General features: G+C 62.7%; 22 protein-coding genes and 1 pseudogene. 12 read left to right on the top strand and 11 right to left on the bottom strand.

Annotation, left to right across the window (positions count from 1 at the left end; genetic code table 11):
- Positions 1–115: 115 nt before the first annotated feature.
- Both BUS42_RS38220 and BUS42_RS38215 read right to left on the bottom strand, forming a co-directional pair.
- Entirely contained in the window at positions 116–1,102 is a 987-nt protein-coding gene (locus BUS42_RS38220; protein WP_254054079.1) for an MlaE family ABC transporter permease, read from the bottom strand.
- Between the two features lie 88 nt (positions 1,103–1,190).
- Entirely contained in the window at positions 1,191–1,637 is a 447-nt protein-coding gene (locus tag BUS42_RS38215) for a protein-tyrosine phosphatase family protein (RefSeq protein WP_074316568.1), read from the bottom strand.
- Positions 1,638–1,827: 190 nt separating this feature from the next.
- Between BUS42_RS38215 and def the strand changes: the two genes are divergently transcribed.
- On the top strand, positions 1,828–2,346 hold the full coding sequence (def, locus tag BUS42_RS38210; RefSeq protein WP_074316567.1) for a peptide deformylase: 519 nt from the start codon (positions 1,828–1,830) through the stop codon (positions 2,344–2,346).
- Between the two features lie 236 nt (positions 2,347–2,582).
- Entirely contained in the window at positions 2,583–3,242 is a 660-nt protein-coding gene (locus tag BUS42_RS38205) for a hypothetical protein (protein WP_074316565.1), read from the top strand.
- A gap of 53 nt (positions 3,243–3,295) precedes the next feature.
- Here the strand turns inward: BUS42_RS38205 and BUS42_RS38200 are convergent, their stop codons facing one another.
- The 3 genes from BUS42_RS38200 to BUS42_RS38190 form a co-directional block, all read right to left on the bottom strand.
- Positions 3,296–4,069: a rhomboid family intramembrane serine protease gene (locus BUS42_RS38200; protein WP_074316563.1), complete on the bottom strand. Its 774-nt coding sequence runs from the start codon at positions 4,067–4,069 to the stop codon at positions 3,296–3,298.
- Positions 4,070–4,079: 10 nt separating this feature from the next.
- The gene (locus tag BUS42_RS38195) at positions 4,080–4,964 is read right to left on the bottom strand and encodes an Ldh family oxidoreductase (RefSeq protein WP_074316561.1); all 885 of its coding nucleotides are present in this window, start codon (positions 4,962–4,964) and stop codon (positions 4,080–4,082) included.
- Positions 4,965–5,112: 148 nt separating this feature from the next.
- Positions 5,113–5,655: a hypothetical protein gene (locus BUS42_RS38190; protein ID WP_074316560.1), complete on the bottom strand. Its 543-nt coding sequence runs from the start codon at positions 5,653–5,655 to the stop codon at positions 5,113–5,115.
- A gap of 258 nt (positions 5,656–5,913) precedes the next feature.
- On the opposite strand from BUS42_RS38190, the gene BUS42_RS38185 reads away from it, so the two are divergent.
- Positions 5,914–7,299: an MBL fold metallo-hydrolase gene (locus BUS42_RS38185; protein ID WP_074316559.1), complete on the top strand. Its 1,386-nt coding sequence runs from the start codon at positions 5,914–5,916 to the stop codon at positions 7,297–7,299.
- 50 nt (positions 7,300–7,349) lie between these two features.
- Here BUS42_RS38185 and trpA read toward each other — a convergent pair whose 3' ends face one another.
- Complete coding sequence (trpA, locus tag BUS42_RS38180) at positions 7,350–8,192, bottom strand: tryptophan synthase subunit alpha (RefSeq protein ID WP_074316558.1); 843 nt, start codon at positions 8,190–8,192, stop codon at positions 7,350–7,352.
- A 166-nt stretch (positions 8,193–8,358) separates the two neighbouring features.
- On the opposite strand from trpA, the gene BUS42_RS38175 reads away from it, so the two are divergent.
- Positions 8,359–8,583 (top strand): hypothetical protein, encoded by a 225-nt coding sequence (locus tag BUS42_RS38175; RefSeq protein WP_074316557.1) that lies wholly within the window; start codon positions 8,359–8,361, stop codon positions 8,581–8,583.
- Between the two features lie 33 nt (positions 8,584–8,616).
- Here BUS42_RS38175 and trpB read toward each other — a convergent pair whose 3' ends face one another.
- Both trpB and BUS42_RS38165 read right to left on the bottom strand, forming a co-directional pair.
- The gene (gene trpB / locus BUS42_RS38170) at positions 8,617–9,843 is read right to left on the bottom strand and encodes a tryptophan synthase subunit beta (RefSeq protein WP_074316556.1); all 1,227 of its coding nucleotides are present in this window, start codon (positions 9,841–9,843) and stop codon (positions 8,617–8,619) included.
- Between the two features lie 103 nt (positions 9,844–9,946).
- Complete coding sequence (locus tag BUS42_RS38165; protein ID WP_074316555.1) at positions 9,947–10,408, bottom strand: hypothetical protein; 462 nt, start codon at positions 10,406–10,408, stop codon at positions 9,947–9,949.
- Positions 10,409–10,778: 370 nt separating this feature from the next.
- Between BUS42_RS38165 and BUS42_RS38160 the strand changes: the two genes are divergently transcribed.
- Both BUS42_RS38160 and BUS42_RS38155 read left to right on the top strand, forming a co-directional pair.
- Entirely contained in the window at positions 10,779–11,576 is a 798-nt protein-coding gene (locus BUS42_RS38160) for a 3-keto-disaccharide hydrolase (protein WP_074316554.1), read from the top strand.
- Positions 11,577–11,736: 160 nt separating this feature from the next.
- Entirely contained in the window at positions 11,737–13,098 is a 1,362-nt protein-coding gene (locus tag BUS42_RS38155; RefSeq protein WP_074316553.1) for a c-type cytochrome, read from the top strand.
- A gap of 224 nt (positions 13,099–13,322) precedes the next feature.
- Here the strand turns inward: BUS42_RS38155 and BUS42_RS38150 are convergent, their stop codons facing one another.
- Positions 13,323–14,582, bottom strand: coding sequence for a dipeptidase (locus BUS42_RS38150; RefSeq protein ID WP_074316552.1), 1,260 nt, complete (start codon positions 14,580–14,582; stop codon positions 13,323–13,325).
- A gap of 1,231 nt (positions 14,583–15,813) precedes the next feature.
- Between BUS42_RS38150 and BUS42_RS38145 the strand changes: the two genes are divergently transcribed.
- The 5 genes and pseudogenes from BUS42_RS38145 (at position 15,814) to BUS42_RS38130 (ending at position 20,800) form a co-directional block, all read left to right on the top strand.
- On the top strand, positions 15,814–16,854 hold the full coding sequence (locus BUS42_RS38145; protein WP_074316550.1) for a hypothetical protein: 1,041 nt from the start codon (positions 15,814–15,816) through the stop codon (positions 16,852–16,854).
- Between the two features lie 37 nt (positions 16,855–16,891).
- Positions 16,892–17,730: pseudogene (locus BUS42_RS38140) on the top strand (DUF1559 domain-containing protein); the annotation flags it as partial.
- A gap of 12 nt (positions 17,731–17,742) precedes the next feature.
- Complete coding sequence (locus BUS42_RS46865) at positions 17,743–17,862, top strand: H-X9-DG-CTERM domain-containing protein (protein WP_410001740.1); 120 nt, start codon at positions 17,743–17,745, stop codon at positions 17,860–17,862.
- Positions 17,863–17,906: 44 nt separating this feature from the next.
- Entirely contained in the window at positions 17,907–18,983 is a 1,077-nt protein-coding gene (locus BUS42_RS38135; RefSeq protein WP_074316548.1) for a hypothetical protein, read from the top strand.
- A 554-nt stretch (positions 18,984–19,537) separates the two neighbouring features.
- Positions 19,538–20,800, top strand: a complete 1,263-nt coding sequence (locus BUS42_RS38130) for a redoxin domain-containing protein (RefSeq protein ID WP_074316547.1) — start codon at positions 19,538–19,540, stop codon at positions 20,798–20,800.
- Positions 20,801–21,157: 357 nt separating this feature from the next.
- Here BUS42_RS38130 and BUS42_RS38125 read toward each other — a convergent pair whose 3' ends face one another.
- Together BUS42_RS38125 and BUS42_RS38120 are read right to left on the bottom strand one after the other, a co-directional pair.
- Entirely contained in the window at positions 21,158–21,481 is a 324-nt protein-coding gene (locus tag BUS42_RS38125; RefSeq protein ID WP_074316543.1) for a 2Fe-2S iron-sulfur cluster-binding protein, read from the bottom strand.
- Positions 21,482–21,848: 367 nt separating this feature from the next.
- Positions 21,849–22,553 carry a PH domain-containing protein gene (locus BUS42_RS38120; protein WP_074316542.1) on the bottom strand — a complete coding sequence of 235 codons (705 nt, stop codon included), beginning with the start codon at positions 22,551–22,553 and terminating at the stop codon, positions 21,849–21,851.
- Between the two features lie 832 nt (positions 22,554–23,385).
- Here BUS42_RS38120 and BUS42_RS38110 point away from each other — a divergent pair.
- A complete protein-coding gene (locus BUS42_RS38110) occupies positions 23,386–24,543 on the top strand; it encodes a DUF1559 family PulG-like putative transporter (RefSeq protein WP_074316539.1) in 1,158 nt (385 codons plus the stop codon).
- Positions 24,544–24,569: the final 26 nt, after the last annotated feature.

Below are 24,569 nucleotides of genomic sequence, written 5' to 3'. Positions count from 1 at the left end.
AGATCGACTCGCACTCGACCTCGCCCCCGAATCATCCATGGATTTTAGGCCGAGTGCTCTGAAAAGGCGAACTGAGACGATTCGCTTAATACGTGAATTTATAAGAGCTTACGTTTTAGTTTGTCCATTCGGTGAGGATCGTCATCGCCTGGATCCAGGGCACCAGAGCCACGTTGGCGACGAACACGGCGAACATCGCGCGGACCACGCCCGTCGTCGCCGCGCGGCCGACCGACTCGGTCGATCGGTCGGCGTTCAGACCGGTCCAGCAACCGACCAGGCCGATCAGGAGACCAAACACCGACGTCTTGAGCGTCGCTGGGAGCACGTCGCTGATTCGCAGGTAAAGCAGGGATTTATGCCAGAAGACACTCGCGGTGAGGGTTCCACCCATCAGCTCGGCGCCCATGCCGCCGAGCACGGCCGCCGCGTCGAGCACGACCGTCAGTAAGGGGACGGCCAGGGCGCAGGCGATCGCTCGGGGGGCGACCAGGGTGGGGATCGGCAACGCGCCGAGCACCGCGCGGGCCTCGACCTCCTCGGTCAACATCATCGACCCCAGTTCGGCCGCCAGGCCGGCTCCCATTCGTCCGGCCACGAGCAGTCCGGCGAGCATCGGGCCGAGCTCGACCAGGACTGCGGGGGTCAGGAAGCTGGGCAGAGTCGCCTCGATCCCGTAGGTCGCCAGTTGCCGGTGAGTTTGAAGCCAGGTCACCAGCCCCACACTGATCCCGGCGACCACGATGATCGGCAGGCTTCCCCAGGCGACTCGCTCGAACTGGCGGATTATGTCTCCCGCCCTGCGCACCAAGGCGCCCGGCATCGCCCCGACCGTCCGGAAGGCGAAGTCGACGAACCGGCCCAGATGCTCCAATCCCTCGACGATCCCACCGGTCATGGTCGGCCTCATCGGGTGGCCGCGATTGCGGTTGAATCGGTCGCCCTTGGTGTGTTCGTCCCGAGGCTTGGAATCTTCGGTCGTCGGTCCGCTGGGGGCGCGGAACGCTGACGAAACCACGTCCTGATTTCTGGGGAAACCGGTGGCCCGATTCTGGCAAGTCGTTTCGTCAGCGTTCCTGAGTTCCCTGGCTTGATCGCTCACGCGAGGGAGAATCCCCCAGACAGGGAACTTCGTAATTCGCTCGCCTGGATAGGCGAGCGTGCCAGGCGGCTCAATGCTGCCAGGCGGCTCAATGCCGCGCCAGGCATCCGACTTCGAGCAACTCGTGAGGAAGCCTGGTAATCTCTTTCCAGAGTCCGGGCGAGACGTCGCTCGGATGGTGGTAAGTGACGCTCTTGAGGCATTCCTCCCGCGCGTCGTGATTGACCAGTGCGAGGGCCGCGGCGACGACGGCCGGTGATCGGCTCATTCCTCCCGAGCAGCAAACGAGCGTGGGGATGCCCGACTCGATCAGACTGGCCACGGTCCGGATGGCCAGGACGAGCAGCTCCGGGCGGTTGCCGACGCCGTCGTGGAGCGGGAAGCGGCAGGAGATCAGGTTGCGGATGGAAGGCAGGGCCGGCTCCTCCATCGCCAGCTCGACCACCGCCTCAATGCCCGCGTCGAAAATGGCCGGGAAGTTGTGTCCCTCGCCACCATGACCGATCCAGAGCGGATAAGACTGAATCTGGTTCATCACGCCCTCCTGGTCAACCGAACAGGAAACCGTCAGGGCCCTGCGTCTTGGGCTCTCATTATTCAGTTTAATGAAGGCGAGGCGAAATGAACAATGCTCGGCTCGAGTGTTCGTGGAACCGTGATTAAGATCGTATGATGGAGTGGCTCAACCCCCTCCCGACGGCTTCAAGAGAGATGAGATTTCGCGCATGATCCGCCCGATCGTTCAGCTTGGTGATCCGGTCCTGAAAGCGAAGGCCAGATGCCTCGAAGCCGAGGAAATTGCGGGCGAGCCCCTCCAAACGTTGGTGCGGGACATGCTCGAAACTCTGGAGCATTCCGGAGGCGTGGGTTTGGCCGCACCTCAGGTCGGAGTCTCGGTGAGCCTGATCCTCGCGGGGTCGTTCCCGACCGAGCACGCGCCCGACCGACCCGAGGTCGAGGTGACTGCCCTGCTGAACCCGAGGATCGTCTGGGCCTCGGAGGAGACCGAACCCGCCTGGGAAGGATGCCTCAGCTTTCTCGACTATCAGGTACGGGTGGTTCGCCCGTTGTCGATTCAGGTGGAATACAACGCTCTCGACGGCAGTCCCGCCCGGGTCGAGGCCAGCGGATTCTTCGCCCGCGTGCTCCAGCACGAAATCGACCATCTCGAGGGGATCCTCACGCTCGACCGTGCGGCCGCACCCGAGGATATCGAGCGGTTGGAGTCGAATCCTGCCTCGTGAACAAGCTCAAGCGGGCTCACTCGCCCGACTCGCTCGATCGCCGGGCGATTTGAGGAACCGGGCGTGCTGCGCGTCCCGATTCGGCGTGGGCGACCGGGTGAAGTTCGCCAGGTCGGTCTGTCACCCGCCCGAGCACGTCAACAAGCCGAGCGCGCTCTCGGAAACGTTCAAGCCGGTCCCCCCCAGCCGTCGATGATTGATCGTTACTCCTCGAATTCAACCCCGGGAAACCGGTGATGCCCATGATCGCCCCGAAGCGTCCCGCCAACCCACTGTCCCGCTGGAAATCCGAGCTGGTGGCCGACCTCGAACGCGTTGCCTTGCGCGACCGGTGGGGGCTCGCGTTGATGATACTCGGCTGGATCCACCTGGCCGTGTTCGTCACCTGCCAGGTCCTTTACACGATCGGAGACCGTCGCAATATTCACTACCTGGGTCTTTGGGGCCTGGAACTCGTGACCAATCTCTGGGTGATCCGACGTGTGGCGGGTCCGCGATGGTATCGCTCGACTCCGCTCGCCGCGGTCTTGACGCGCGTCTGGGCGACATTCTTGATTCTCTCGTTCAACGTCGCCTCGCTGAACAGCCTGACGGGCTTCTCCATCGAATGGTTCAAGGCGGTCTGGGCGACGCTGAGCACGTTCGGGTTCGCGACCACGGCCTATCTCGTGAACCCCTGGTATTTTGCTCCCGCGGTTCAGATGTATTTCACGGGCCTGTTGATGGTCGTCTTACCCAACTGGCAATACCTGATTTACGGCGTCTCCTGGTGCGCCACCTTCCAAGGGATCGGCCTGATCCTGGAGCGAAAGCGGGGCCGGCGCCAGCCGATCAAGTTCGAGCCGGCGGTCCTGGAATTCCGAGCGGTCGAAGAGGCCCTGGCCGAACGCCGTTGATCGGAGTGGATCGGATCGAATGGTACGGGAGCGGACGGGACGCGAGCCCCTCGTCAGGGGCCGACGAACCAACCATCCTGGGCGTCGTGCAACGCCTCGACCTCGCGGGCGCGATCGGCATACAAAAAGGCGAAGAGGATCCCGGTGGCCGCGCCACCGATGTGGGCGAGATAGGCGACCCCCCCTGTCTCGCCGATCCTGCCGACCGAGCTGACCCCTTCAAAGACTTGAAGGATGATCCAGATCCCGATGACGTAGAGCGCGGGCATCTGGGTGATGAACCGGAAGACCAGGACGCGGACCTGGTTGCGCGGGAACCAGACCACGTACATTCCCATCGTTCCGGCGATCGCTCCGGAGGCGCCGAGGGTGGGGATCAGCGAGTCCGGATTCATCCCGATTTGCAGCAGGGTGCCGACCAGGCCGCACGTCAGGTAGACGATGAGGTAGCGGAACGTGCCGAGTACCTCCTCGACATTGTCGCCGAAGATCCAGAGATAGAGCATGTTCCCGGCCAGGTGCAAGGGACTGGCGTGCAAGAACATCGACGTGAGAATGGTCAGCCAGATCGGGAATGGAACATGTTCCTGCTCCTCAACCTGGCGACGCAGCTCATCCTGCGCGGGCCGGATCGGCAGAATCGTGTCATCGAAGACCGGCAGGTCGACGTTGTGGCTGATTTCGTACGGGGTTGCGGCGTAAGTTGTTGTGAATGACGTGCCGTGCTCGAGCTGGCTCAGGAAGATCACGATGTTGAGCGCAATCAGTCCGTAAGTCCCGAACGGGACGATGCGCGTCTTGGCCAGGTCGCCGAGGGGGAGAACCATTTCGGAACTCCTACATCACGCCGCGGGGTGAGCGGTCGGATGGGGGCACCTGCGCAACGGGCGAGGGAAGGGGGACGCCGCAGCGGCCCGCCCACTCACTGAAACGGTTCACCACTGCCTTTGTGACAGGAATGCCCCGCTCGCGGGCCTCGCGACGCCGGGTCTCCCAGGTCGTGGGCAAGAGGCGCCCGGGGGCTTCGTCCGTCATTCGCATCGTGCTGCTGACTCGCTCGTGAAAGCCCGAGAGGGATTCGATCGCCTGGATGCCGAGTGCGACGATGAGCCAGCCGTCGTGGGGAACCATCGCGGTCGCCCACGGGGCCCAGAGGGCCAACGGCGAAGCCTTGGCCGGTCGCGTCGCGCTCGATGGATTCGAGGCCGTGGCGACCGCCTCAAACTCGAGCGTGGAGTCGAAGACGGCGGGCAGGCCGTCGCCGCTCGGGAGTGCCAGCGACCAGGTGGGACCAGGGCCGAGAACGGCGGCGAGGAACGGCCCGAAGGCGATCTCGCCGGCGATTCCGGCGGCCGGACCCGTGGCCTTGATGTTCGCGACCCGGACGAGGCCGATGGCGGCGTCGCGCGCCTTCTCGGTGGCCAGTTCCCCGGCGCGCGCCAGGATCAACGCGGGGAGCCCGTTCTCGCCGTCGAACACGGCCGTTCCCTGGTGTTCGCTCGTGACCTTGCCCTCGGCCCGAGGGTCGACTTCACCCCTGGCCATTCGCTCCAACCAGTCGGGCAGGGTTTCGATGCCAAACGAAGACGCCCCCGTGGTGTTGTACCAGAGGAGCTGCGCGGCGAATGCCGAGGCGCGGGTGGAGGGCATCCCGACCCCCACGCCCAGCCCGCTGGCAAAACGTCGGAGGTCGTCGAGTCGATAGCGCACTACGTCCGTCACGCGACTGGGCCCTCTCTACCACCGGAAGCTTGCCGGTGGAACGACAGCCTCACCTCGCTCGTCCGGCCCCTTAATCTAAACCGGGGAGCCGTCCGACTGCAATTCAAAGGACGCACGTAGTGGCGCTGGCGACGGCCTTTTTGGGGACTCAGGCGACGATGCCACGATGCATCGAGTCGCCCATCGAATCGTTGGCGATTTTTTCCCATTCGCGCCGGACCCGCGAGAGTCCGAAGGCGCAGAGCTCGAATTGATCGCTCAGCCGTCGCAAAACCAGGGCCTGGTCGTCGTCGTCGAGCGTGCTCGCCACATAATACGACTTCTTGCCTTGCACTTGATAGTTGATCAGGTGGTCGGGAGAGTCGGCCGCCTGGAACCCGGAAAGGGCTTCGGGATAGACTCCCGTCCAGAACAAGGTGAAGTCGCCGACGTGGCGATGGCAATCGCGGCGATGGGCCGTGTTGGAGGCCGACTCGGCCTCCGCCACCATGGCTGTGACTTCGGTCAGCCGTCGCCCTTGGTCGTCTCGGATCCGCCAGATCGTCTGGCTGGGAACGAAACGGGCCAGCAGGTTGGCTACGTACCCCACCAGGCGCGGGTCACCGATCCCCAGTTCAGTCATGAACGTGGATTCGGTCATCCCTCGGAACAGGCGAAGTAACGGATGAGATTCGGAGATTTCGCGCGTCATCACAGGGCGCTCCTCACCCAGTTCGGACACGGTCAGGTCTGGAAAGAACTTCCGGAAGGGGGACCGCTCAGGGTCTCTCCAGGATTCTACGCACGATCCCGAAACGGATCAATCAGAGTTTGTCACAAGATCGTGTGGCCTTGAACCGGTTGACCGATCATGGCATCATGGAATTTGCACCAAATCTAGGGAATACGCTATCCATCCGTTTGATCGTCCCGAGTCGTCATCGACGGATCTATCGGGAGGAAGATCGTTTTGCGCATCACGTTCCACGGCGCGGCCCGGCAGGTCACCGGTACCGCCCATCTCTTGGAAATCGGCTCGCATAAGATTTTGCTCGATTGTGGGCTCTTCGACTCGAATCGGATCGACCTCGACAGTCCGAATCGCCAGTTTAGCTTCGATCCTCGCGACCTCGATGCGGTGATCGTCTCACACGCACACAATGACCACATCGGCCGACTCCCCTGCCTGGTCCGCGCCGGCTATCATGGACCGATCATCACGACGCCCGCGACCGGCGACATCCTCAGCGTGATGCTCCGTGATAGTGCCCGGATTCAGCGGGAGGATCTGCGGAACGCCAACTCCCGCAACCCCCACGCCGAGCCGATTGAACCCTTGTTCGAACTGGTCGACGTCGAATTGGTCGTCGATCGGCTCGAACGATTGCCCTATGCCGCGCCGACGGAGATCCTCCCTGGGGTCGTCCTCACCTATTTCGACGCCGGCCATATCCTGGGCTCGGCGATGATCCAGCTCGACTATGAGGAAGCGGGCCGGAAGCGCCGGTTTCTCTTCACCGGAGATCTGGGCCGTCGTCAGATGGGGCTCTTGCCCGACCCGACGATCGTCAAGGATATCGATATCCTGGTGTCCGAGAGCACTTACGGCAATCGGGAACTCGAGCCTTATGACAAGCTGATCAAGCAGCTCCACGCGATCGTCGCTCGCGCCACCCGGCTCCAGAGCAAGATCGTGATCCCGGCGTTCAGCCTCGGCCGAACGCAGCGGATGATCTACTGCCTCCAAGAATTGTTCGCGATCCACAAGGTGCGGCCGATCCCGATTTACGTCGATAGCCCGCTGGCGATGCGGCTGACCGACATCCATCGCGATCATCCCGATGCCTACACCCCCGCCGCGCGGCAGATGATGGATAAGGACCCGATGTATTTCGGGTCCAAGTACGTGGAGTTCTGTGCGAGCTGGGATGATTCGCGTCGGCTCAATTATCTTCCCGGGCCGCTGGTGATCATCTCGTCGTCGGGGATGTGCGAAGCAGGTCGCATTCGACACCACTTGCGGCATATCGTCGATGATCCGGACAACGCGATCGTGATCGTGAGCTACCAGGCAGAGGGGACCCTCGGCCGACGACTCGCCGAAGGGGTCGAGCGGATTCAGATCATGGACCAGTGGCACGAGCTGAACGCCGCGGTCTATGTTCTCGACGGCTTCTCAGGCCACGCCGATCGCAATGACTTGGCCTGGTGGTTCGAGCAGACCGGCGGCCGGATCGAGCGGGGGTTCCTGGTTCACGGCGAGCCCGAGGGCCTCGAGGCGCTCGCTCCGGTGCTTCAGCCCCACCTGCTGAATCCGGTCGAGATTCCCGACCGACTGGCCACCTACGAAGTCTGAGGGGGGAACCTCTCCCTCCCCCCTTGCTTCGCTTTGTCCCCTGGGCTCGGTCAGAACGACGGGCGAGCCGCGGGGACGTCCAGGCCGGTGGCGAGCTCCGCGACGAACTGGCCGATCTCCTTGACGACCTCGGCACGGGTCAGCTTGTCGGCATCGATCAGTCGCTTGACGAGCGCGCTGCCGACGATCAGGCCGTCGGCCACGGGCGCGAGTTCGCGGACGTGTTCGGGGGTGCTGATCCCGAACCCGATGCAGATCGGCAGGTCGGTCTGAGTGCGGAGCCAGGCGACGTTTTCCACCAGGTTCGGCGGGATCGACCGCCGTTCGCCGGTGATTCCCGCCACCGAGACGTAGTAGACGAAGCCGGTGGTCGACCGGGTGATTTGCACCGCGCGGTCACGGGGGGTGGTCGGGGTCACGAGTTGGATCAAGCGCAAGTCGAGGGCGGTCGCCTTGCGGCAGAGTCCCTCCGACTCCTCGACCGGGAGGTCGGGGACGATCAGACCGTCGATCCCGGCGGTTACCGCCTCGCGAAGATAGCGATCGACTCCCTGGCGGTGGATGATCGAGTAGGAAACCATCGTGACCAACGGGGCCGCGGTCAACGGGCCGGTGGCCGTCTCGGCCCGGAGCGTCCGGATCGTCTGGAAGATATGTGCGAGCTTTACGCCGTGCCCCAGAGCCCGGTGATAGCTCGCCGCGATGACCGGCCCGTCCGCGATCGGGTCGGAATAGGGGATGCCGATTTCGATCATGTGCGCCCCCCGAGTCACGAGCTCGGTGATGAGCGCCGCGGTGGTCGGTAGGTCGGGATCGCCCGCCGTGATGAACGGCATCAAAGCGCGGCGGCCTTCGCTCTTCAGGCGGGCAAACAGGGTGTCGATGCGGTTCATGGGAGTCCTGACTCGGCCGTCGCGTGCAATTCCGTTACGATTAAAAAAAAAGAGACCACCGTGCAGGTTAAGCTCGACGAGGTGACACTCATGGGCTGGGCTTCAGTGCACATCGCCAAGTTGCAGGAGGGGGGAGGTCGTCCAATTTCGGCCTCGCGGCCATTCGATGCAAGGCCGAATCGAGTCGGGCCAACTTTGCACGGTCGAACCCGTGGACCCGGCGACGCTGCGGGTCGGTGAGATCGTACTGTGTAAAGTCAACGGCCGGCAATACTTGCACCTGATCAAGGCGGTCCAAGGAGGGCGATATCAGATCGGCAACAATCGCGACAGGACGAATGGCTGGGTTTCGGCCAGCGCGATCTACGGTCGTTGCACCCGGGTCGAGTGACCGCTCGGTACGAAGCGGATCGTCCCGCCCCGGTCACGACATTGGCTCCCCGCGCAGCCGGGCGACCTCATACGCATCCTTGTCCCCTCGCCCCGAGAGGCAGATGACGATGATCTTGCCGGGACCGAGGCGAGGGGCCTCGACCAAAGCCCGGGCTACCGCGTGACTCGATTCCAGGGCGGGTAGAATCCCCTCCTGCCGCGCCAGGGTTGCGTAAGCGGCCAAGGCGTCGGCATCGGTCACGCTCTCGTAGCGGACCCGGCCGGTCTCTTTCCAGTAACTATGCTCGGGTCCGACGCCGGGATAATCGAGGCCGGCGGAGATCGAGTGAACGTTCTCGGTCTGGCCGTCGTCGTCCTGGAGCACGTAACTGAGGCTGCCGTGCAGGACCCCCGGCCGTCCCTTCGTCAGGCTGGCGGCATGGTCGCCGGATTGCGGTCCCCGTCCCCCTGCCTCGGCGCCGATCAGTTCGACCTCGGTATCGTTGATGAACGGGTAGAACATGCCCGCGGCGTTCGAACCGCCGCCGACGCAGGCCACGGCGGCGTCGGGCAAGCGGCCGAGCCGGTCGAGGCACTGCTGGCGGGTTTCCCGACCGATGACCGATTGGAAGTCGCGGACGATCATCGGGAACGGGTGCGGGCCCACCACGCTGCCGATCGTATAGTGCGTCTGACGCGACGATCCCATCCAGTCGCGCATCGCTTCATTGGTCGCGTCGCGGAGCGTCCGGGTGCCGTCGGTGACCGGCACCACGGTCGCGCCCAAGGTTTTCATGTTGAAGACGTTGAGCGTTTGCCGCCTGATGTCTTCTTCGCCCATGTAAACGGTGCATTCGAGGCCAGTCAAGGCACAGGCGGTCGCGGTCGCCACGCCATGCTGTCCGGCCCCGGTCTCGGCGATCACTCGCGTCTTGCCCATCCGCTGCGCGATCAAGACCTGGCCGAGCGCGTTGTTAATCTTGTGGGCGCCCGTGTGGTTCAGATCTTCGCGCTTCAGGTAGATCTCGGCCCCCTGGGCGAACTTGCTCAGCCGCGCGGCGTGGAACAAGGGCGAGGGGCGGCCGACGTAATTCGCCAGGTAATCGTTCAGTTGGGCCTGGAATTCCGGGTCGACGCGGGCACGCTCGTACTCGATGGCGAGTTGATTGAGCGCCTCCATCAAGGTTTCCGGAACGTACCGGCCGCCGAACGTACCGAAACGACCGAGCGCATCGGGCCATTGCGAAGAGAACAGTTTCGACTCGGTAGGGGCGGACATAATTCCAACGGTCCTCTCGTCTCGTCGCACGGCGCGGGCCTCTTCTCAACAAGGGCGAAGACCTCTCATTGTCTCGGCCCGCGGGGGATCAGGTCAAGACGAGTCAGTGCCGTCGGCTTCGTCCGCCCGTCGCGGGCGCCGACTCCAGGACGAGGTCTTCGTCTTCATCACCGACGTAGAAGTCGAAGAATTGCTGGCCGGCGAAGTAGTCGGCCATGGCGCGACGGACCGAGCGGAGCTGGTCGAGGAACTGGGCGTACTGACGCACCAGGCGGCGGCGACGATCGTCGGGCATCTGGAGGATGTCGGCATAAAACCGCCGGCCGAGCTCGGGGTCGTAGAAGCTCCAGAGCCGCTTGACGCGAAGATTGGACTCCTCGTCTTCGTACTCAAGCATCCGGGCGAACTGGCGCGCCTTCATTTTTTTGGCGAACGCGAGCAGCTCGGCGTCCGACTCGAAACCGCCTTGGTGATCGATCCAGTCCACGATCTGCTCGGTGGTCAGTCGCGGCCCTTTTTCAATGCAGAGCTCTTTCAAACTTGCCACGATCTCGGCGGGTCCCATCAGCGTTCTCCCCGATGAGATGACTCCGATCCAGTCGCGAGAACCTGAGGCGGCCTCGCGTGTTCGAACGATTTTGGTGATTCTAACGGAGCTGTCCACCCGTTGTCGATGGACTGCCGTTCAAGCATCCAAAACAACACTGGGGTCATTCGTCAGAATTCGGAAAATTTCGCAAGTCGACCTGGGTTTGCTATCTTCTCAAAGTCGAGCCGCCGGCCATTGCTGGCGTTTTGACCGGGTGGGAGTGGGTCGTCACTGCACCTCGAAGATAAAAATGCGGTCGATTGACGCGGTCTTGAAGTCGGGTTAGCGTGATTTTCTTGTCCGCGAGTCGCGGCAGAACTCCGCCCACGTCTTGGAGACCCGGTTGATGTTTCATTCGTTGATTTTTTCCGTCGCTCTCGTGCTCGCCGCGCCCGCGGCGGAGAGCGCCGACGAGGGCTTCACGTCCTTGTTCAATGGCCAGGATCTCTCCCAGTGGACGATTCCCGAGGGCGACAACGGCCACTGGAAAGTGCTCGACGGGGTGATCGACTACGACGCCCGGAGCGAAGCACCCGGTGTGAAGAACCTGGTCAGTAAGCAGGAATTCGGGGACTTCGTCGTCAAGCTCGAGTGGCGTCTCAAGGAAGCCCCGTACCAGAATCCCCGGGTCCCTTACATTCTCCCCGACGGCACCCACGGCAGGGACATTCACGGTAAGCCGATCCAGCTGACGCTGCCGGATTGCGACTCGGGGATCTATCTCCGCGACCCGAAGGGGAAGAGCCAGATCAACATGTGGTGCTGGCCGATTGGGTCGGGCGAGGTTTACGGTTACCGGATGGACGCGAAGATGCCGCCGTCTGTCCGCGCGGGGGTCACCCCGAAGACCCAGGCCGACCGCCCCGTCGGCGAGTGGAACGAGTTCACGATCACGCTCGTTGGCGACCGCTTGACGGTGGTCCTCAACGGGATCACGGTGATCGAAAACGCCGAGTTGCCGGGAATCCCCGCACGTGGACCGCTCGTTCTCCAGCACCACGGCGGCTTCAAGGACGGCAAGTACACCGGGCCCCCCAGCCTGGTCCAGTTCCGCAATCTCCGCATCAAGCCGATCGAGGCCGCCGCGACGCCGGTCAAGCGTTCGATCGACGACCGCACCCCGCCGCTCAACAAAAAACGTTGACCATTTCCGAGGCGACCCCGCGCGCCTATAACTGAATGAGGGAGGGAGGCCCCTGCCTCCACTCCCTTGACTTTGTCTCCCACTGGTTTTTTCGGTGGATGACCCCAGGCCCGGAAGGGGTGAGCTCACCCCCTTCGGCCGGTAGCCGGGAGGTCGACCGATGCGCAGGCGTTCGCGAATCCGAGAATTTCTCGCAGCCGGCGTCGTGCTTCTGAGCCCAACATGGTCCGCCGGCGACTCGCCCGACCCGGCCGCCGTGGAACGTGGTCGAGTGGCGCTGACCTCGACCGGTTATTTGAAGCCAGGCTGGAGTGGCGCGGCCTATCGGCGCGCGGGCACACTCTGGGGCCAGAATGCTCCGGATGCGGAAACTTCGGCCGACGACTATGCCGCGGCATTCAACCAGCGTTACGGGCTGCACACCGCTCCCTATCCCAACGACGGCCTCCCCATGGGGCTTCGCCGTGCCGGCCAGCCGGGCGGCGAGAAGACCGGCATGCAGATCGACTGCATGGTCTGTCACGGCGGCTCGATCGGCGGTCAGAGCTACGTCGGGTTAGGCAACACGACTCTTGATATGCGGGCGTTACTCTATGACTTGACCCGCGCGGACAATCGTCGCCTCCCCCCGAGCCTCTTCCACCTGAACACCGCGCGGGGCACGGTGAATGCCGGGATGATCTCGGCGGTCTTGCTGAGCGTGCGCAATTCCGATCTCTCGATGCGTAAGATCCCGCTGCCGCTCGGCGCCAATCTTCCGGAACTCGACGTCCCTCCCTGGTGGCACCTCGCGCGCAAGACGACCATGTACTACGACGGCCGGACCGACGCCCGCTCCGTCCGGTCGAGCTTGCAGTTCTTCCTTGCCGAGAAGTCGCTCGAGGAACTCAAGGAGCTGGAGCCGACGTTTCGAGATATCCTCGCTTATTTCAAGAGTCTCAAGCCACCGAAATATCCGTTCGCGATCGACCCGGTGAAGGCGGAACGCGGGAAGACCGTGTTCGCGAAGAACTGTGTGAAGTGCCACGGCACCTACGGACCGGACGGCCACTACCCGAATCGATTGGTGGAGTTGGCGGTCATCGGCACCGATCCCGAGCGGGCCCACGGACTCTCCGACCGGCTCGTGGCCCACTACAACACGACCTGGCTGGCGGAGGACTACCCGGCCGACCTCGAAAAGATCGGCTATCAGGCCCCACCGCTGGACGGCATCTGGGCGACGGCTCCCTACCTCCACAACGGCTCGGTCCCGACCCTCGCCGCGCTCCTCAAGTCGGCCGATCGCCCCGCGCGGTTCACTCGCCCCCCTTCGACCGGATTCGAGCACTACGATCCGGCCCATGTCGGTTGGAAGTTCGACGTCGTAACCGCCCCCCCCTCCCCTCCGCTGCCCCCGTTCGAGGCCCAGTTTATCTACGACACGTCCCGCTTCGGACTCAGCAACGCGGGCCATCGTTTCGGTGACTCACTCGGGGACGAGGCGCGGTCGGACCTCATTGAGTATTTGAAGACGCTTTGAGCCACGGCAATCGGTCGTGAATTTCCGACACGATCGCAAGGAAACCGGGTTAATGGATCCGGGCCACCCAGAGGCGGGTCGCCCGGGTTCCCAAGGGGAAGAACCCCCCGTGGGCCGTTGGTGTTGTCCGAGTCGCCTTCCCTGGGACCGCGGCGTCCGCCCGCTCTTGATTGGAATGGAATCGAATTGAAGAGCAAGCGGTACGCCCGTCGCACTGACTGAGCTTAGTGCTTGGGCGATGGTGGCGGTTGATCGACTTCCGGCTTCCGCGTCTTCTGAAGCTTCAACGCGACTTGGCCCGCTTCGCGGAACGCTCGAAGCGCGTTGCCGCCGAGGATTTTCCGGACGTCGTCGTCGGAGTGGCCACGTTTCAGCAACTCTTCGGTCACACGGGGAAAGGACGACACATCCTCGAGGCCGACCGGCCAGGACGTGATTCCGTCGAAGTCGGACCCGATCCCGACATGGTCGATCCCAGCCACCTTGATGATGTGCTCGATGTGGTCGGCGACGTCCCCGATCGTCCCGCGCGGCATTTTGTAGGCGTCCGACCATGCCGACATCGCCTTCTTGAACGCGGCCGGGTCGGGGTATTTCTCCCTCAGTTCCGCACGCGCCTGGGCGGTCTGTCGCGCGGCCTCGGGCACGACGAAGCCGGAGTAGAAGTTGACCATGATCACGCCCCCGTTGCGGGGCAACGCCTTGAGGATGTCATCGGGGACGTTCCGCGGGCTCGGTGCGATGGCAAACGCGCCCGAGTGGCTCGCGATCAAAGGCGCCTCCGAAACGCGGAGCGCATCGGCCATCGTCTCGGGCGAGACGTGGGAGATGTCGACGAGCATTCCGACGCGGTTCATCTCACGGACGACCCGCTCGCCGAATGGGGAGAGCCCGTGGTGCCGGGGGAGGTCGGTGGCGGCGTCGGCCCAGTCGAGGGTGACGTTGTGGGTCAAGGTCATATAGCGGGCACCCAAGCGGTGGAATGCCCGGATCTCCGCCAGGTCATTCTCGATCGCCACCCCGCCCTCAATGCCAATCAACGAGGCGATCTTGCCTGCTTTGACGATCCGTTCGAGGTCATCGGCCGAATAGGCCATCGCGAGGTCGTCGGGATAGCGCTCGACCATGCGGTGGACCAGGTCGATCTGGTCGGTGACGGTCCGCGCCGGGTTGGGCTGCTCGCTCGGGATGTAGACCGACCAGAATTGTGCCTTGACGCCTCCCTCACGCAATCTGGGGATATCGGTCTGGGACACGCTGGATTCGAGCCGCTTGGACAGGTCGATTTTTTCAAACCGGAAGTCGCCGAGGTCCCGGAGTAGCCAGGGAAGATCGTTGTGTCCGTCGAACAGGATGGCGGAGTCATGGACGCGCCGGGCCCGCTCGGAGACGTCCGGGAGGGGAGGTGCCGCGGTGGCCAAGGTCGTGGTGACGGCCAGCCAAACGAGGCCGAGACCCGTGAGTCCGCATTGGTTCCGATTCATCAGACGGTGCTCCTGCCCTCGTGACACGATCCAGACCGGGTAACGGTAACACGTCCCTTGACGAGGAGAGGCGGGACGGTCCACCATTCTGCGGTCGGGACGGTCATGGAACAACCGCCCGGAGAGTTGCCGCCGTCGAATCCGTGACGACTCGATCCGAGCCACGTCGGCGCACGCGGCTTGATGGACTTTTGAATTCGTCCAACTCCCCTGGCGGGAGGACACCTCAATCCGTTAGACTCTTCCTCTTCGCTCCGGCCGAGTCGGCTGGAGTGCCACAAATCACTCGATGAGGTGTCCCGTGCCGTTTCGTCCTCGCAAGAAGAAGACGCGTCAGGCCAAGTACCTACGCTGCAAACGATGCGGTGGCCAGGTCCGTAAACACATCGCACGCTGCAAGAAGTGCTCGGAAGCCCAGTAAGGTTTTTCGAGGGGAGGCGGATGTCCGAAACCGGTAATTCCTCCTCTCCTTCCGTTTTCCTCGGCGGATTCTACCTCTCGACTTCCCATCGTGTGGCAATCACACGGGATTAATCTGATCTGACGCCCCATGTTCATGGGCCGTCGGGCCACGATCGTTGCGCCTTGCCGCAACCCAGAAATTGAGGCTCAAGCACACCACCGGCCATACTCCTCCGACGAGAGGATGCGGACTGCCGGCTCTGCTTGTTTCGCTTATCCCTTAACGATGAGTCAGTCGGCATTGGCGTCATCGTGGGCCCAACGACTCCCGTAGGGGCCGCTATTGCGGACCATTTTCGCTTGCGGCTTCGTTGCAGGTGTGGTCCGCGTTCATGACCCATGACGGATGGTCCGCAAGATCGGACCCGACTCATGCGGACTTCCGTGGTGGCAAATCCGCGTGGGATGTCGAAAGAAATTAACGACCCGCCATCGAGCGAGGAATCCCCCTCGGTCCCACGGTCCCCCGTGGGAACGAGTAGCGCGAGGCTTTCCCAGCCCTGGATCGGGTCGTTGAAAGAAATCCGATCCTGCCCGTCTCGATCATCGATTATTAAACACGTCAGAATTCGGGATACAACAAGGCCGCCTTGGACTCCCCATGTTTTGAGGCCTGACTCTTGTAGGGGGTCAACGAGTTTGTTAGTTTTGGCCGTCAGGCCCCATCAGGCCTCGGTTTGAAGTGCGAGCGGTCCCCGTTCGACTGGGGTTTTCAGCTCACTCGGGGGGTGTCTGGCCGTTGGCGTTTGCAGCCTCGAGGAGAGCGAAGATGAGCCCCAGCCTGAGGTCGCTTGCGATGTCCGTACTGGCGTTGGCCGCGTGCTTGGTTCCGGTGGTTCGGGCGGTTGCCGACGAACCGACCCGAGAGTTTGCGATCCGCAACAATCGCGCGATCCTGGCCGGCAAGGAGATCGATCTCTGGGGACTCCGGTGCGGCAATGCGCTCTTGAGCGATACGGTCACCGAGCGGCATATCAACAACCTCGACAACATGGTCGCCCACGGGATCAACTTCCTGGGCCTCTACATTCAAGGCTCCAACGGCGGCTGGCCCGACCTTGACGCCGGCCTGAACGGCTATCGCCGCGACGGCCGGCTCAAACCCGAGGTGGCCCGTCGCCTTGAGTGGCTGGTCCGTGAGGCGGACCAACGCGGGATGGTCGTGATGGTCGGCCTCTTTTCGCCTCGCAAGGATCAGGACTTTTACGACGAGGCGGCGATCAAGCGGGCGGTTCAAGAGACCGGCCAATTCCTCGTAAAACAAAAACTCAAAAATGTCTTCATCGACGTAATGCACGAATACAACCACGCCGAACGGATCGACCAGGAGATTTTCCGCGAGCCCGAGGGCGAGGCCAAAAAGGCCAAGTTGACCGCCTGGTTCAAGGCGGTCGCCCCCGACATTGAAGTCGGCGTCTGCCCGACCCACAAGTCGGATACCGCCGATACCTACCCGGGCATGGAGGTCCGCATCATCCAGAAGGAGGCGGAGATTCCGTCTCAGGGCTTCGTGGTCAATGTCGAGACCCACAAGCAGGACGCCTACCAAAACGACGGCTGGTTCAACGACGGGCACAAGGCATCCATTTTTGCCGACTGCGAGCGCTATCTGAAGGCGCCCAACGCCGTCATGCTCTTCCACAGCGCGTATTGCCAGGGAATCACGAATTTCAGCGGCACGGCACCCCACCCCGAGATGGGCGGTTACGGCACCGGGCCCACCGACCGTGGCATCCGGTTCTACTACGAGTGGGTCCGAGACCACGTCGGTCGCTACGAGTACCCCCGACACATCAAAGCGGCCCCATGAACCTGCAACCGACGCGTGCCCGATTTCGGAGTCCCCCATGCGCTCGCTTTGCCGTTCCGGCTTCACCTTGATCGAGCTTCTGGTCGTGATCGCGATCATCGCGGTGCTGATCGCCCTGCTCTTGCCCGCCGTGCAGGCCGCGCGTGAGGCGGCCCGCCGCGCCCAGTGCACCAACAACCTCAAGCAGATCGGCCTGGCACTTCATAACTACGAGGGGACTCACGGTCTGCTACCGCCCGGTCGCACCAACTCCCCCACCTCTGGTCGTCGCTGGCCCAGCTTCTGCCCCAGGTCGAAGGGGGAGCGCTCTATAACGCGATCAACTTCCAGCACACCTCGTGGACGACCGCCGCGCAGCCGCTGGGCGTGACCAACGCGACGGCTGTCGCCGTGATCATCAGCACATACCAGTGCCCCAGCGACCCCAAGGCCGACCGACTCAACCCGCTCTTCGGGCCGACCAACTACCTGGGAAGCTCCGGCAGTGGGGTCCTCAACGGCGGTGACCTGCGGATCAACACACCGCTCGGCAATCCCGACGGCCTCTTCTTCGATATGGCCTCCGTCCGCTTCGCCGAGATCACCGACGGCCTCAGCCAAACTGCGGCGTTCAGCGAGACGATCAAAGGCTCCGCCCTCGATACGGCGGGACCGATCCCCCAGGACAAGCGATTGCAATATGCTCAGATTCCTCAGAACAACACCTTGACAGACGCCGTTTGCGCCTCGCCTCCGCTCTGGATTGGCTCCCGAGGCGCGGAATGGTCGCGGGGCAGCTATATCCTCGCGACCTTCAATTTCTATTACCCTCCCAATAGCCCTGCTCCCGACTGCACCTCGGGCAATGCGATCGCTCGGACGGCGGCCCGGAGTTTCCACTCGGGCGGGGTGAACGTACTGATGACCGACGGGCACGTGCAATTCGTCAAGAACAGCGCGAGTGCCGCAACCTGGCATTCGATCGCCACGCGAAACGGCGGCGAGGTCATCTCGTCCGACTCGCTCTGACCGGATTCAAAGCTTGAACACCTCTTCTCATAGGAGTGGACGAGATGCCGACGATGCGCATCCTGGGATCGTTTCTGGTTTGGTTCTTCCTGGTCGGGCCGCTCGGCCCTGGCGCGGCCTGGGGCAAGCCGGATACCCCGGCGCCCCAGCCGACCAAGGAGTTTGAACTCCGCGACGATCGCGCCTATCTGGGCGGGCAGCCGGTCAAGCTCTGGGGCATCCGCTGCAACAACGCGTTGATGAGCCCGGCCGTGACCGAGCGGCACATCCGCTGCCTCGACACGATGGTGGCCCACGGGATCAACCTGATCAGCGTCGCCCTCCAAGGGACGAATGGCGGCTTCCCCAGCGTCGACGCCGGGCCCAATGGATACCGGAGCGACGGCACACTCCGACCCGACTTCGCCAACCGCCTTGAGGAGCTGATCCGCGAGGCGGACAAGCGGGGCATGGTCGTCGCCATCTACTTGCTCCAGCCGCGCAAGGATCAGGAGCTTCGCGACGAAGCCGCCGTGAAGCGGGCGATCGAGGAGACCGGCCGGTTCTTGACCGAGCGCCACTTGAAAAACGTCTTCGTCAATTTGATGCACGAGTTCAGCCACCTCGAGCGGGCCGATCACGAGATTCTCCGCGAGCCGGACGGGCCGGCGAAGAAGGCGAAACTGGTCGCCTGGTTCCATGCGACGGCCCCCGACGTCGAGGCCGGTGTCTGCCCGAACCACAAGTCAGGCTCGCTCGTCGACTACCCGGGCGTGCAGATCCGCTTCTTCCAGGAGGAGATGCCGATCCCCGCGCACGGCTTCGTGGTCAACACCGAGACGCACGACAACGATGAGCCAGGCAACGAGGGGATCTTCAACGCGTTCCATCGCGAGTCGATGAGGCAGGACTGGGAACAATACGTGTCACTCGCGCGCGGGGCCATGATTTTCCATAGCGCCTACGGTGAAGGAGTCACCACCGCCACCGGCACGGGGCCCAATCCCGAACGTGGCGGCTACGGCACGGGCGAGAAGGATCGCGGGGTCCGTTTCTATTACGTTTGGCTACGTGCAAACGTGGGGCGCTGGCAGTATCCCAAGCACGTCAAGGCGGATGAAGCCACTCGCGCCTCCCGTTAGCGAGCCGATCCGAGAACCGATTCTGAAACCGAGTCCCGGGTCGCCGAGATTGCGTGATCTCCGGCGACCGCGCTGGTCCTTCGGCCCGGGGTCGTCCCTGCTGACAGTGCCATCGTACTCGCACTCGATTTCTGTTTTTCGCAAATCTCCTTGGCCGTCGCCGGTGGCACGACGGCGATGTTTGTCGCTCGTTGGAAGTCGTCAAGGCAATCGAGTACAAGAAAAATAGAATTTTTGAGTATTCATAAATTTGATTGTGTGAATTAATAAAAAACAACGACCCGATACAAGGCTAGGAAGCCTCTCGCACCTCGTTCCCACGGGGGACCGTGGGAACGAGGGTGATTCCTCGCTCTCTGGCGGATTGTTGATAAAAAATTGCTTATGGAATTTATCCGTTCCCCTTTTTCTCGCACCGTTTCGGTCATTCTGAGCTGAATCGCTCCGAATGCCTCGGAATCTTTTTGAAATCCTGAGAATCGGCAAGTTACAATTGTCAGAGCTTTCGCGTAGCCATCCATGGACGGTGCCACGAGACCGTGCGAGATCTGTCAATGCAACATACACAGACGAAGGCGCCGATCCGCCGTTCCGTGCTGATCCTGCTGATCTTTATGACCGGTGCACAAGCGAATGAACCGCGGGAGATCCGCGGGCGAGTTGTTGATGAGGCGGGGAAGCCGGTTGCCGATGCGGCTGTTGGCTTTTTCTGGAGGGCCAATGGGGCTAGCGTGGATCGAGACGGTAAGCCGTACGATCTCACCAAGGCAGAAAATGTCAGGCTCTTTTGGGGCAGACTCGGTGAGATGGAACCCACCGGTCGGGCCCAACCCACCAAGACAGGGGCTGATGGCCGGTTTTCGATCAAGGATCCGGACCCGTACTTCGCTGTGATGGCAATGGACTCGTCACGGAGGCAGGGCGGAATCGCGTTGCTCCCCAAGTCGGAGGGAGACGAGTTGCTCGAAATCCGGCTGGTCCCTCTGGTCACGGTACGCGGTTCACTCGAGGGGCCGGGGCCAGGTCAGCAGCCAAGCTGGACTCATGTCTATGTTCACTTGCCTGAAGACCCGATCCGTCCACTCCACTCGACCAGGTTCGTCAGTTGCGGCTCATTCGAGGCGAAGTTTGAATTCCGTCTCCCTCCGGGCAAGTACACGCTCCAAGCTTACAGTCAGTTTGCCGACAAGGATGCCTTTGAAGGAGAGCTCGTTCCCGACAAAGCGTTTGTGCTGGGGACCGAAAGCACGGACTGCGACCTCGGCAGATTAAGACTCGTGCCTCATCGACCCACCCGTCAGACTTTGGAGGAGCAGGCGAAGGCCAACGGTTCCTGGAACGACTACACTCAGCACTACGGCGAGTCACCACCGCGCTGGCACGCCACCGACGCCCGCGGCGTCAGCAAGGACGTGCGAATGGCCGACTTTCGCGGCAAGTGGGTTCTGCTTGATTTCTGGGGCCTGGGTTGTCGGCCTTGCCTTTCCGAGGACTTGCCCCGGCTCATCAGATTCTACGAGGAGCATGCTCCGCAGCGTGATCAGTTCGAGATCCTCTCGATCTGCATCGACTTCGACGGTGAGTTGAAGTCGATGGCCGACGTCGATCGGGCGTTGGCTCCGATCGTGAAACACGTCTGGGGCGGCAAAACCCTGCCGTTTCCCATCCTGCTCGACCCCACCTTCAAAACCTGGGAGCGATTCGGCCTGCCAGGGTTGGGGACTGCCATTCTGATCGATCCGGACGGGAAACTCATCAAGGGCGATGAATCCGTGCTCGCGGAAAAACTCAAGGAACGGGCCGCTCGACCGAGGTGAAAGCACGCCCGTCGCCTCGGATTGAGCGTACAATCCTGGAATCTCTTGGTCTTCGGGATTTCGGTGCCGACAATCATCAATCAAGAGAGGATCGTCACTTGTTGGTTCAGGTCCTCTGTCGGATCTCCCCTCGACTTAGGAACGTTTCTTGTCCATCCGCGGCGGAGTGAATGTGCGGTTTCCGATGCCGTACACTGTGCCGAAGGGTCGACTCCAGCCCAAGTGATTGTGCGGTTTGGCGGCTTCGCTTGCGTTCTTCGCATTCCCCTGGGACCGCGGGCGGGGCGCCCGCGGTCCCAGGGGAATGGAATCGGGATTGAATTGGGGGCGAGTCTGCGGGCCCAGGGGTGGCGATTCTCAATCGGCGGGGCGAGGTCCGGCCGTCACTCCGGAGGCCGCGGCGCGGCCGAGGACGCGAATGGTCAGGTCGGATTCGACGCGGATCTGGCAGGCGAGCCGGATGTCCGGGGCCAGGCTGGCCTCACGCGCAAGTCGGGCCTGTTCGTGCTCACCCATCGGACCGGGCTCACCGGTGACGACCTGGATGCGGCAGGTCGTGCAGCGCGCATTGCCGCCGCAGCGGTGCATGATGTCGATTCCAGCATCTTCGATCGCGAGCACCAGCTTCGTTCCCGACTCGACCTCAAACGACTTCTCGTCCTCAACTGTCACGGTAGGCATTGCAGTTCGGCTCCAAGGCACTTCATAAAAGACGGGCGACTTCCACACTCGATCGAGCCCGCCCAGCCAATGGCTTCACGGGGGTGGACTCGGCCCGCCGTCGATGCGGACGACGACGGGGTCGGGCCACGCTTCAGAAATCTCACGAGTCATGCGGAGAGTGAATCAGAACAGAGTCATGGGCCTGTTGGCAATCGGCAAGCCAGGGATCGCCCAACTCGCGCGGGCCGGGGCGGGTGCGGAACGCTCGAGTCCGCACGGCGTTTGCAGGTAAACTCCGAAGGCACCCGTCACTTTCGGAACGGAATTTGGGAGCCGAGCGAGAACCGGGGCCAATCGCTTGATCAGGGGGATTCAGGGGTCCGGTTCAGATGTTCTCGACCTTCACACTGCGATGATCCCGTTCGGAGCGGGCGTGGTGCCAGATCAGGTCCATGACCTCCTTGGGGTCTTGGACGCCGGCCACATAGAACACGGGCAGGTCGTTGGCGGACGAGACAACGACCACGGTGCCGAGCGAAAGCCAGCGCTCGAACAGCGTCTGGCGGGTAAAGACGTCCTTGACGCTGAGCAACTCCATCATGTCCTGGCGGCGACGCATCAGACCCGTGGACACGAAGAGGCGGCGGTTGGTCAGACGGTAGTCGTGGCCAAAATGCGCCTGGATCATTCGATAGATCAGCGCGAGCCAGAACGCGGCGAGGATGAACCCTCCGGCGGCGACCAGCCATCCCAGGTCGTTGTCGTTTCGATACCCCATCGCGTAGCCGACGAAGGCCAGCCAGGCGACGGTCAGCAGCACGCGAACGGCGATCCGTCCCATGAAGTTCCGCATGGCGTAACGCCCTTCCCAGACGACCTCTTCCCCTTCGACGCCCGTCCCTTGAGTCGCCGCCTCGGCCTGACGATTCGCGATCGCGTCCCCGGCACTCGACGTGGTCCCGGCCGGTTCCGGTCCCTCAGGCGGGTAGAGGGCGTGGGGCGACTCGGGTTCGGTCACCGTGGGTGGACCGTCGAAGCGCGTGGAGACCTCGGTCGTCGCGATGTTCGGACTGGTATCGTTGGTGGCCATCGGAGGCTTCTCCCGTCAACGGGGCCCTGGGCATTCGCGCTGCCTTGGTTCATTTCAGCGGCAGCGAATCATCAGCAGGAGGTCTGTGCAAATCTCGGACCGGAGCCGGCCCGGCTTGGCGACGAGGATCGATGGCTGGTTTTTTTTTTCGCGATTCGGCCGATCGGTCTTTGGGGTATTCTGATTTGGAATTTCAAGGGGATTTAAGCGTAAAGAGGTCCTGCTCGATGGGGAGTGGAGTTCCGGCGGCCAGGCCGGAATGGGCTGCGGTTGAAGAAAAAAGAATCAGTGGGCGGGTTTTTCTTGAACTGTTAGAGAAAGGCCTTTAGATTGGGCATCAGACCTCTGACATCGGTCGATCTTATAAATCCGCTGAACTGATCGATCCGAGGCGTTTCCGAAACCTGCGTCGCTCGAGGTACACCCGGTTGAGGGCCGTCCCTCGCGTGCGTCATCGTGGGGAGGGAGCATGTACGTACGGTCGAGAGTGCTTCAAGCAGTCGGCGTCGTGGTACTCGGTCTCTGCGGGTTCTCCGGTTGCGGGGGTTCGTTGTCGGACACCGGACCGACCGAGCAGCCGAACATCGGGCCGGGGATTCCCGCGGGCAGCCCCAGCTTCGGGGCGAAGAGTGACGCGAAGGCCACCACTTCGGCGTCCGCCGTCTCGAAAAACGCAACGAAGTAGTTGCCAACCCTGTCGTTTCCCACCCCCCATGAATCGAGAGTTCGACCAGGGTCCACTTCCGAACTGATCGCAGCGCTGGGGGCCCTGGCCATCCCGTTCCTTCGGCCTTGTCCTTCTGATCGTCACTCGCAAGGGGAGGAGTCCGGCATGCGCCACGCTCGATCTCGAGGTTTCACGCTCATCGAATTGTTGGTGGTCATCGCGATCATCGCCGTGTTGATCGCCCTGCTCTTGCCCGCGGTCCAGATGGCTCGCGAGGCGGCCCGTCGCTCTTCATGCGCGAACAACCTGAAGCAGCTTGGCCTCGCGATCCACAACTACGAGTCGGTCAATCAGACCCTCCCCTCGGCATCGCTTTATCCTTGCCCGGCCGTCAACCCGTTCTCTCAAGTGGATTTGTGCTGGAGCTATGGCGCCAGCCCCCTGGTGAGCCTGCTGCAATACATCGAACAGGGGACGATTTACAACGCCTACAACGTGGGTCGAGGGGTCTACGGCTCCTACCCGCCGAGCACGCAAGGACCGACCACCTGGTGGGCGAACACGACCGTGTTCAACATCCAACTGTCGGTCGTCCTCTGCCCGTCCGATACGCCCCGGTTGCTCCGCCAGCCGGTGACGAACTACATGGCAAATCTCGGGGGGCCGTTCCTCCTCAACGGCTACAGCGGCCCCTTCGTTCCGCTGAACCCGACGATGACCTACACGGGCGGTGGTACTTATATGACGACCGCCAATTATCCGAACGCGCAAACGGCTGGGGTGATCGGGCTGAGCTCGATCACCGACGGGACCAGCAACACCGCGCTCTGGGGCGAAGCGGTGAGTGGCACCAACCTGCCCGTGATCGCCGGGACCGGCAAGGTCGGCGAGATCCGCGGTTTCTTCGACTCCGGGTTCACCCTCAACCCCAACAACCTGATCCGGAGCCAGAGCACGGTCTACCAGTTCCTCGCGGCCTGCAATGCGGTTCCGGCGGGGACCCTCGCCACCTCACCCGGAAACACGGGGGTCGGCTCGCGTGGGCTGAGTTGGCAGATCTCGTATCCCTACTATGCCAACTTCGGGATGTACAACCACGTGGGTGGCCCGAATTCGCGACAGTGCTCGGCGATTGCCGACCCCAACGGGGTCGGGCTCGACGTCTTCGGAACCTCCAACGCCACCAGCCTGCACACCGGTGGGGTGAATCTTTCGATGGCCGACGGCTCCGTGCGGTTTGTCAAGGAACAGGTCAACCTCAATACCTGGTGGGCCATCGGCACTCGAAACGGCAACGAAACGCTCAACTCCAACCAGTATTAGTCGAAGCCCCAGAGTCACTCCCCTTC

The organism is Singulisphaera sp. GP187, from assembly GCF_900129635.1.
Classification (GTDB): Bacteria; Planctomycetota; Planctomycetia; order Isosphaerales; family Isosphaeraceae; genus Singulisphaera.
This window is presented reverse-complemented; position numbering and strand designations above follow the sequence as displayed.

Excerpts from the sequence above, each read along its gene's own strand:
- BUS42_RS38200 (WP_074316563.1), bottom strand. The coding sequence starts at position 4,069 with ATGGTTCTCCCCCTCGGCGACCTGGCCAAGACGCGCATCGTCCCGTTC.
- BUS42_RS38155 (WP_074316553.1), top strand. The coding sequence starts at position 11,737 with ATGCGCAGGCGTTCGCGAATCCGAGAATTTCTCGCAGCCGGCGTCGTG.
- trpB (WP_074316556.1), bottom strand. The coding sequence starts at position 9,843 with ATGTCCGCCCCTACCGAGTCGAAACTGTTCTCTTCGCAATGGCCCGAT.
- BUS42_RS38175 (WP_074316557.1), top strand. The coding sequence starts at position 8,359 with ATGCAAGGCCGAATCGAGTCGGGCCAACTTTGCACGGTCGAACCCGTG.
- BUS42_RS38135 (WP_074316548.1), top strand. The coding sequence starts at position 17,907 with ATGCCGACGATGCGCATCCTGGGATCGTTTCTGGTTTGGTTCTTCCTG.
- trpA (WP_074316558.1), bottom strand. The coding sequence starts at position 8,192 with ATGAACCGCATCGACACCCTGTTTGCCCGCCTGAAGAGCGAAGGCCGC.
- BUS42_RS38205 (WP_074316565.1), top strand. The coding sequence starts at position 2,583 with ATGCCCATGATCGCCCCGAAGCGTCCCGCCAACCCACTGTCCCGCTGG.
- BUS42_RS38130 (WP_074316547.1), top strand. The coding sequence starts at position 19,538 with ATGCAACATACACAGACGAAGGCGCCGATCCGCCGTTCCGTGCTGATC.
- BUS42_RS38150 (WP_074316552.1), bottom strand. The coding sequence starts at position 14,582 with ATGAATCGGAACCAATGCGGACTCACGGGTCTCGGCCTCGTTTGGCTG.
- def (WP_074316567.1), top strand. The coding sequence starts at position 1,828 with ATGATCCGCCCGATCGTTCAGCTTGGTGATCCGGTCCTGAAAGCGAAG.
- BUS42_RS38110 (WP_074316539.1), top strand. The coding sequence starts at position 23,386 with ATGCGCCACGCTCGATCTCGAGGTTTCACGCTCATCGAATTGTTGGTG.
- BUS42_RS38165 (WP_074316555.1), bottom strand. The coding sequence starts at position 10,408 with ATGGGACCCGCCGAGATCGTGGCAAGTTTGAAAGAGCTCTGCATTGAA.
- BUS42_RS38160 (WP_074316554.1), top strand. The coding sequence starts at position 10,779 with ATGTTTCATTCGTTGATTTTTTCCGTCGCTCTCGTGCTCGCCGCGCCC.
- BUS42_RS38190 (WP_074316560.1), bottom strand. The coding sequence starts at position 5,655 with ATGACGCGCGAAATCTCCGAATCTCATCCGTTACTTCGCCTGTTCCGA.
- BUS42_RS38145 (WP_074316550.1), top strand. The coding sequence starts at position 15,814 with ATGAGCCCCAGCCTGAGGTCGCTTGCGATGTCCGTACTGGCGTTGGCC.
- BUS42_RS38215 (WP_074316568.1), bottom strand. The coding sequence starts at position 1,637 with ATGAACCAGATTCAGTCTTATCCGCTCTGGATCGGTCATGGTGGCGAG.
- BUS42_RS38120 (WP_074316542.1), bottom strand. The coding sequence starts at position 22,553 with ATGGCCACCAACGATACCAGTCCGAACATCGCGACGACCGAGGTCTCC.
- BUS42_RS38125 (WP_074316543.1), bottom strand. The coding sequence starts at position 21,481 with ATGCCTACCGTGACAGTTGAGGACGAGAAGTCGTTTGAGGTCGAGTCG.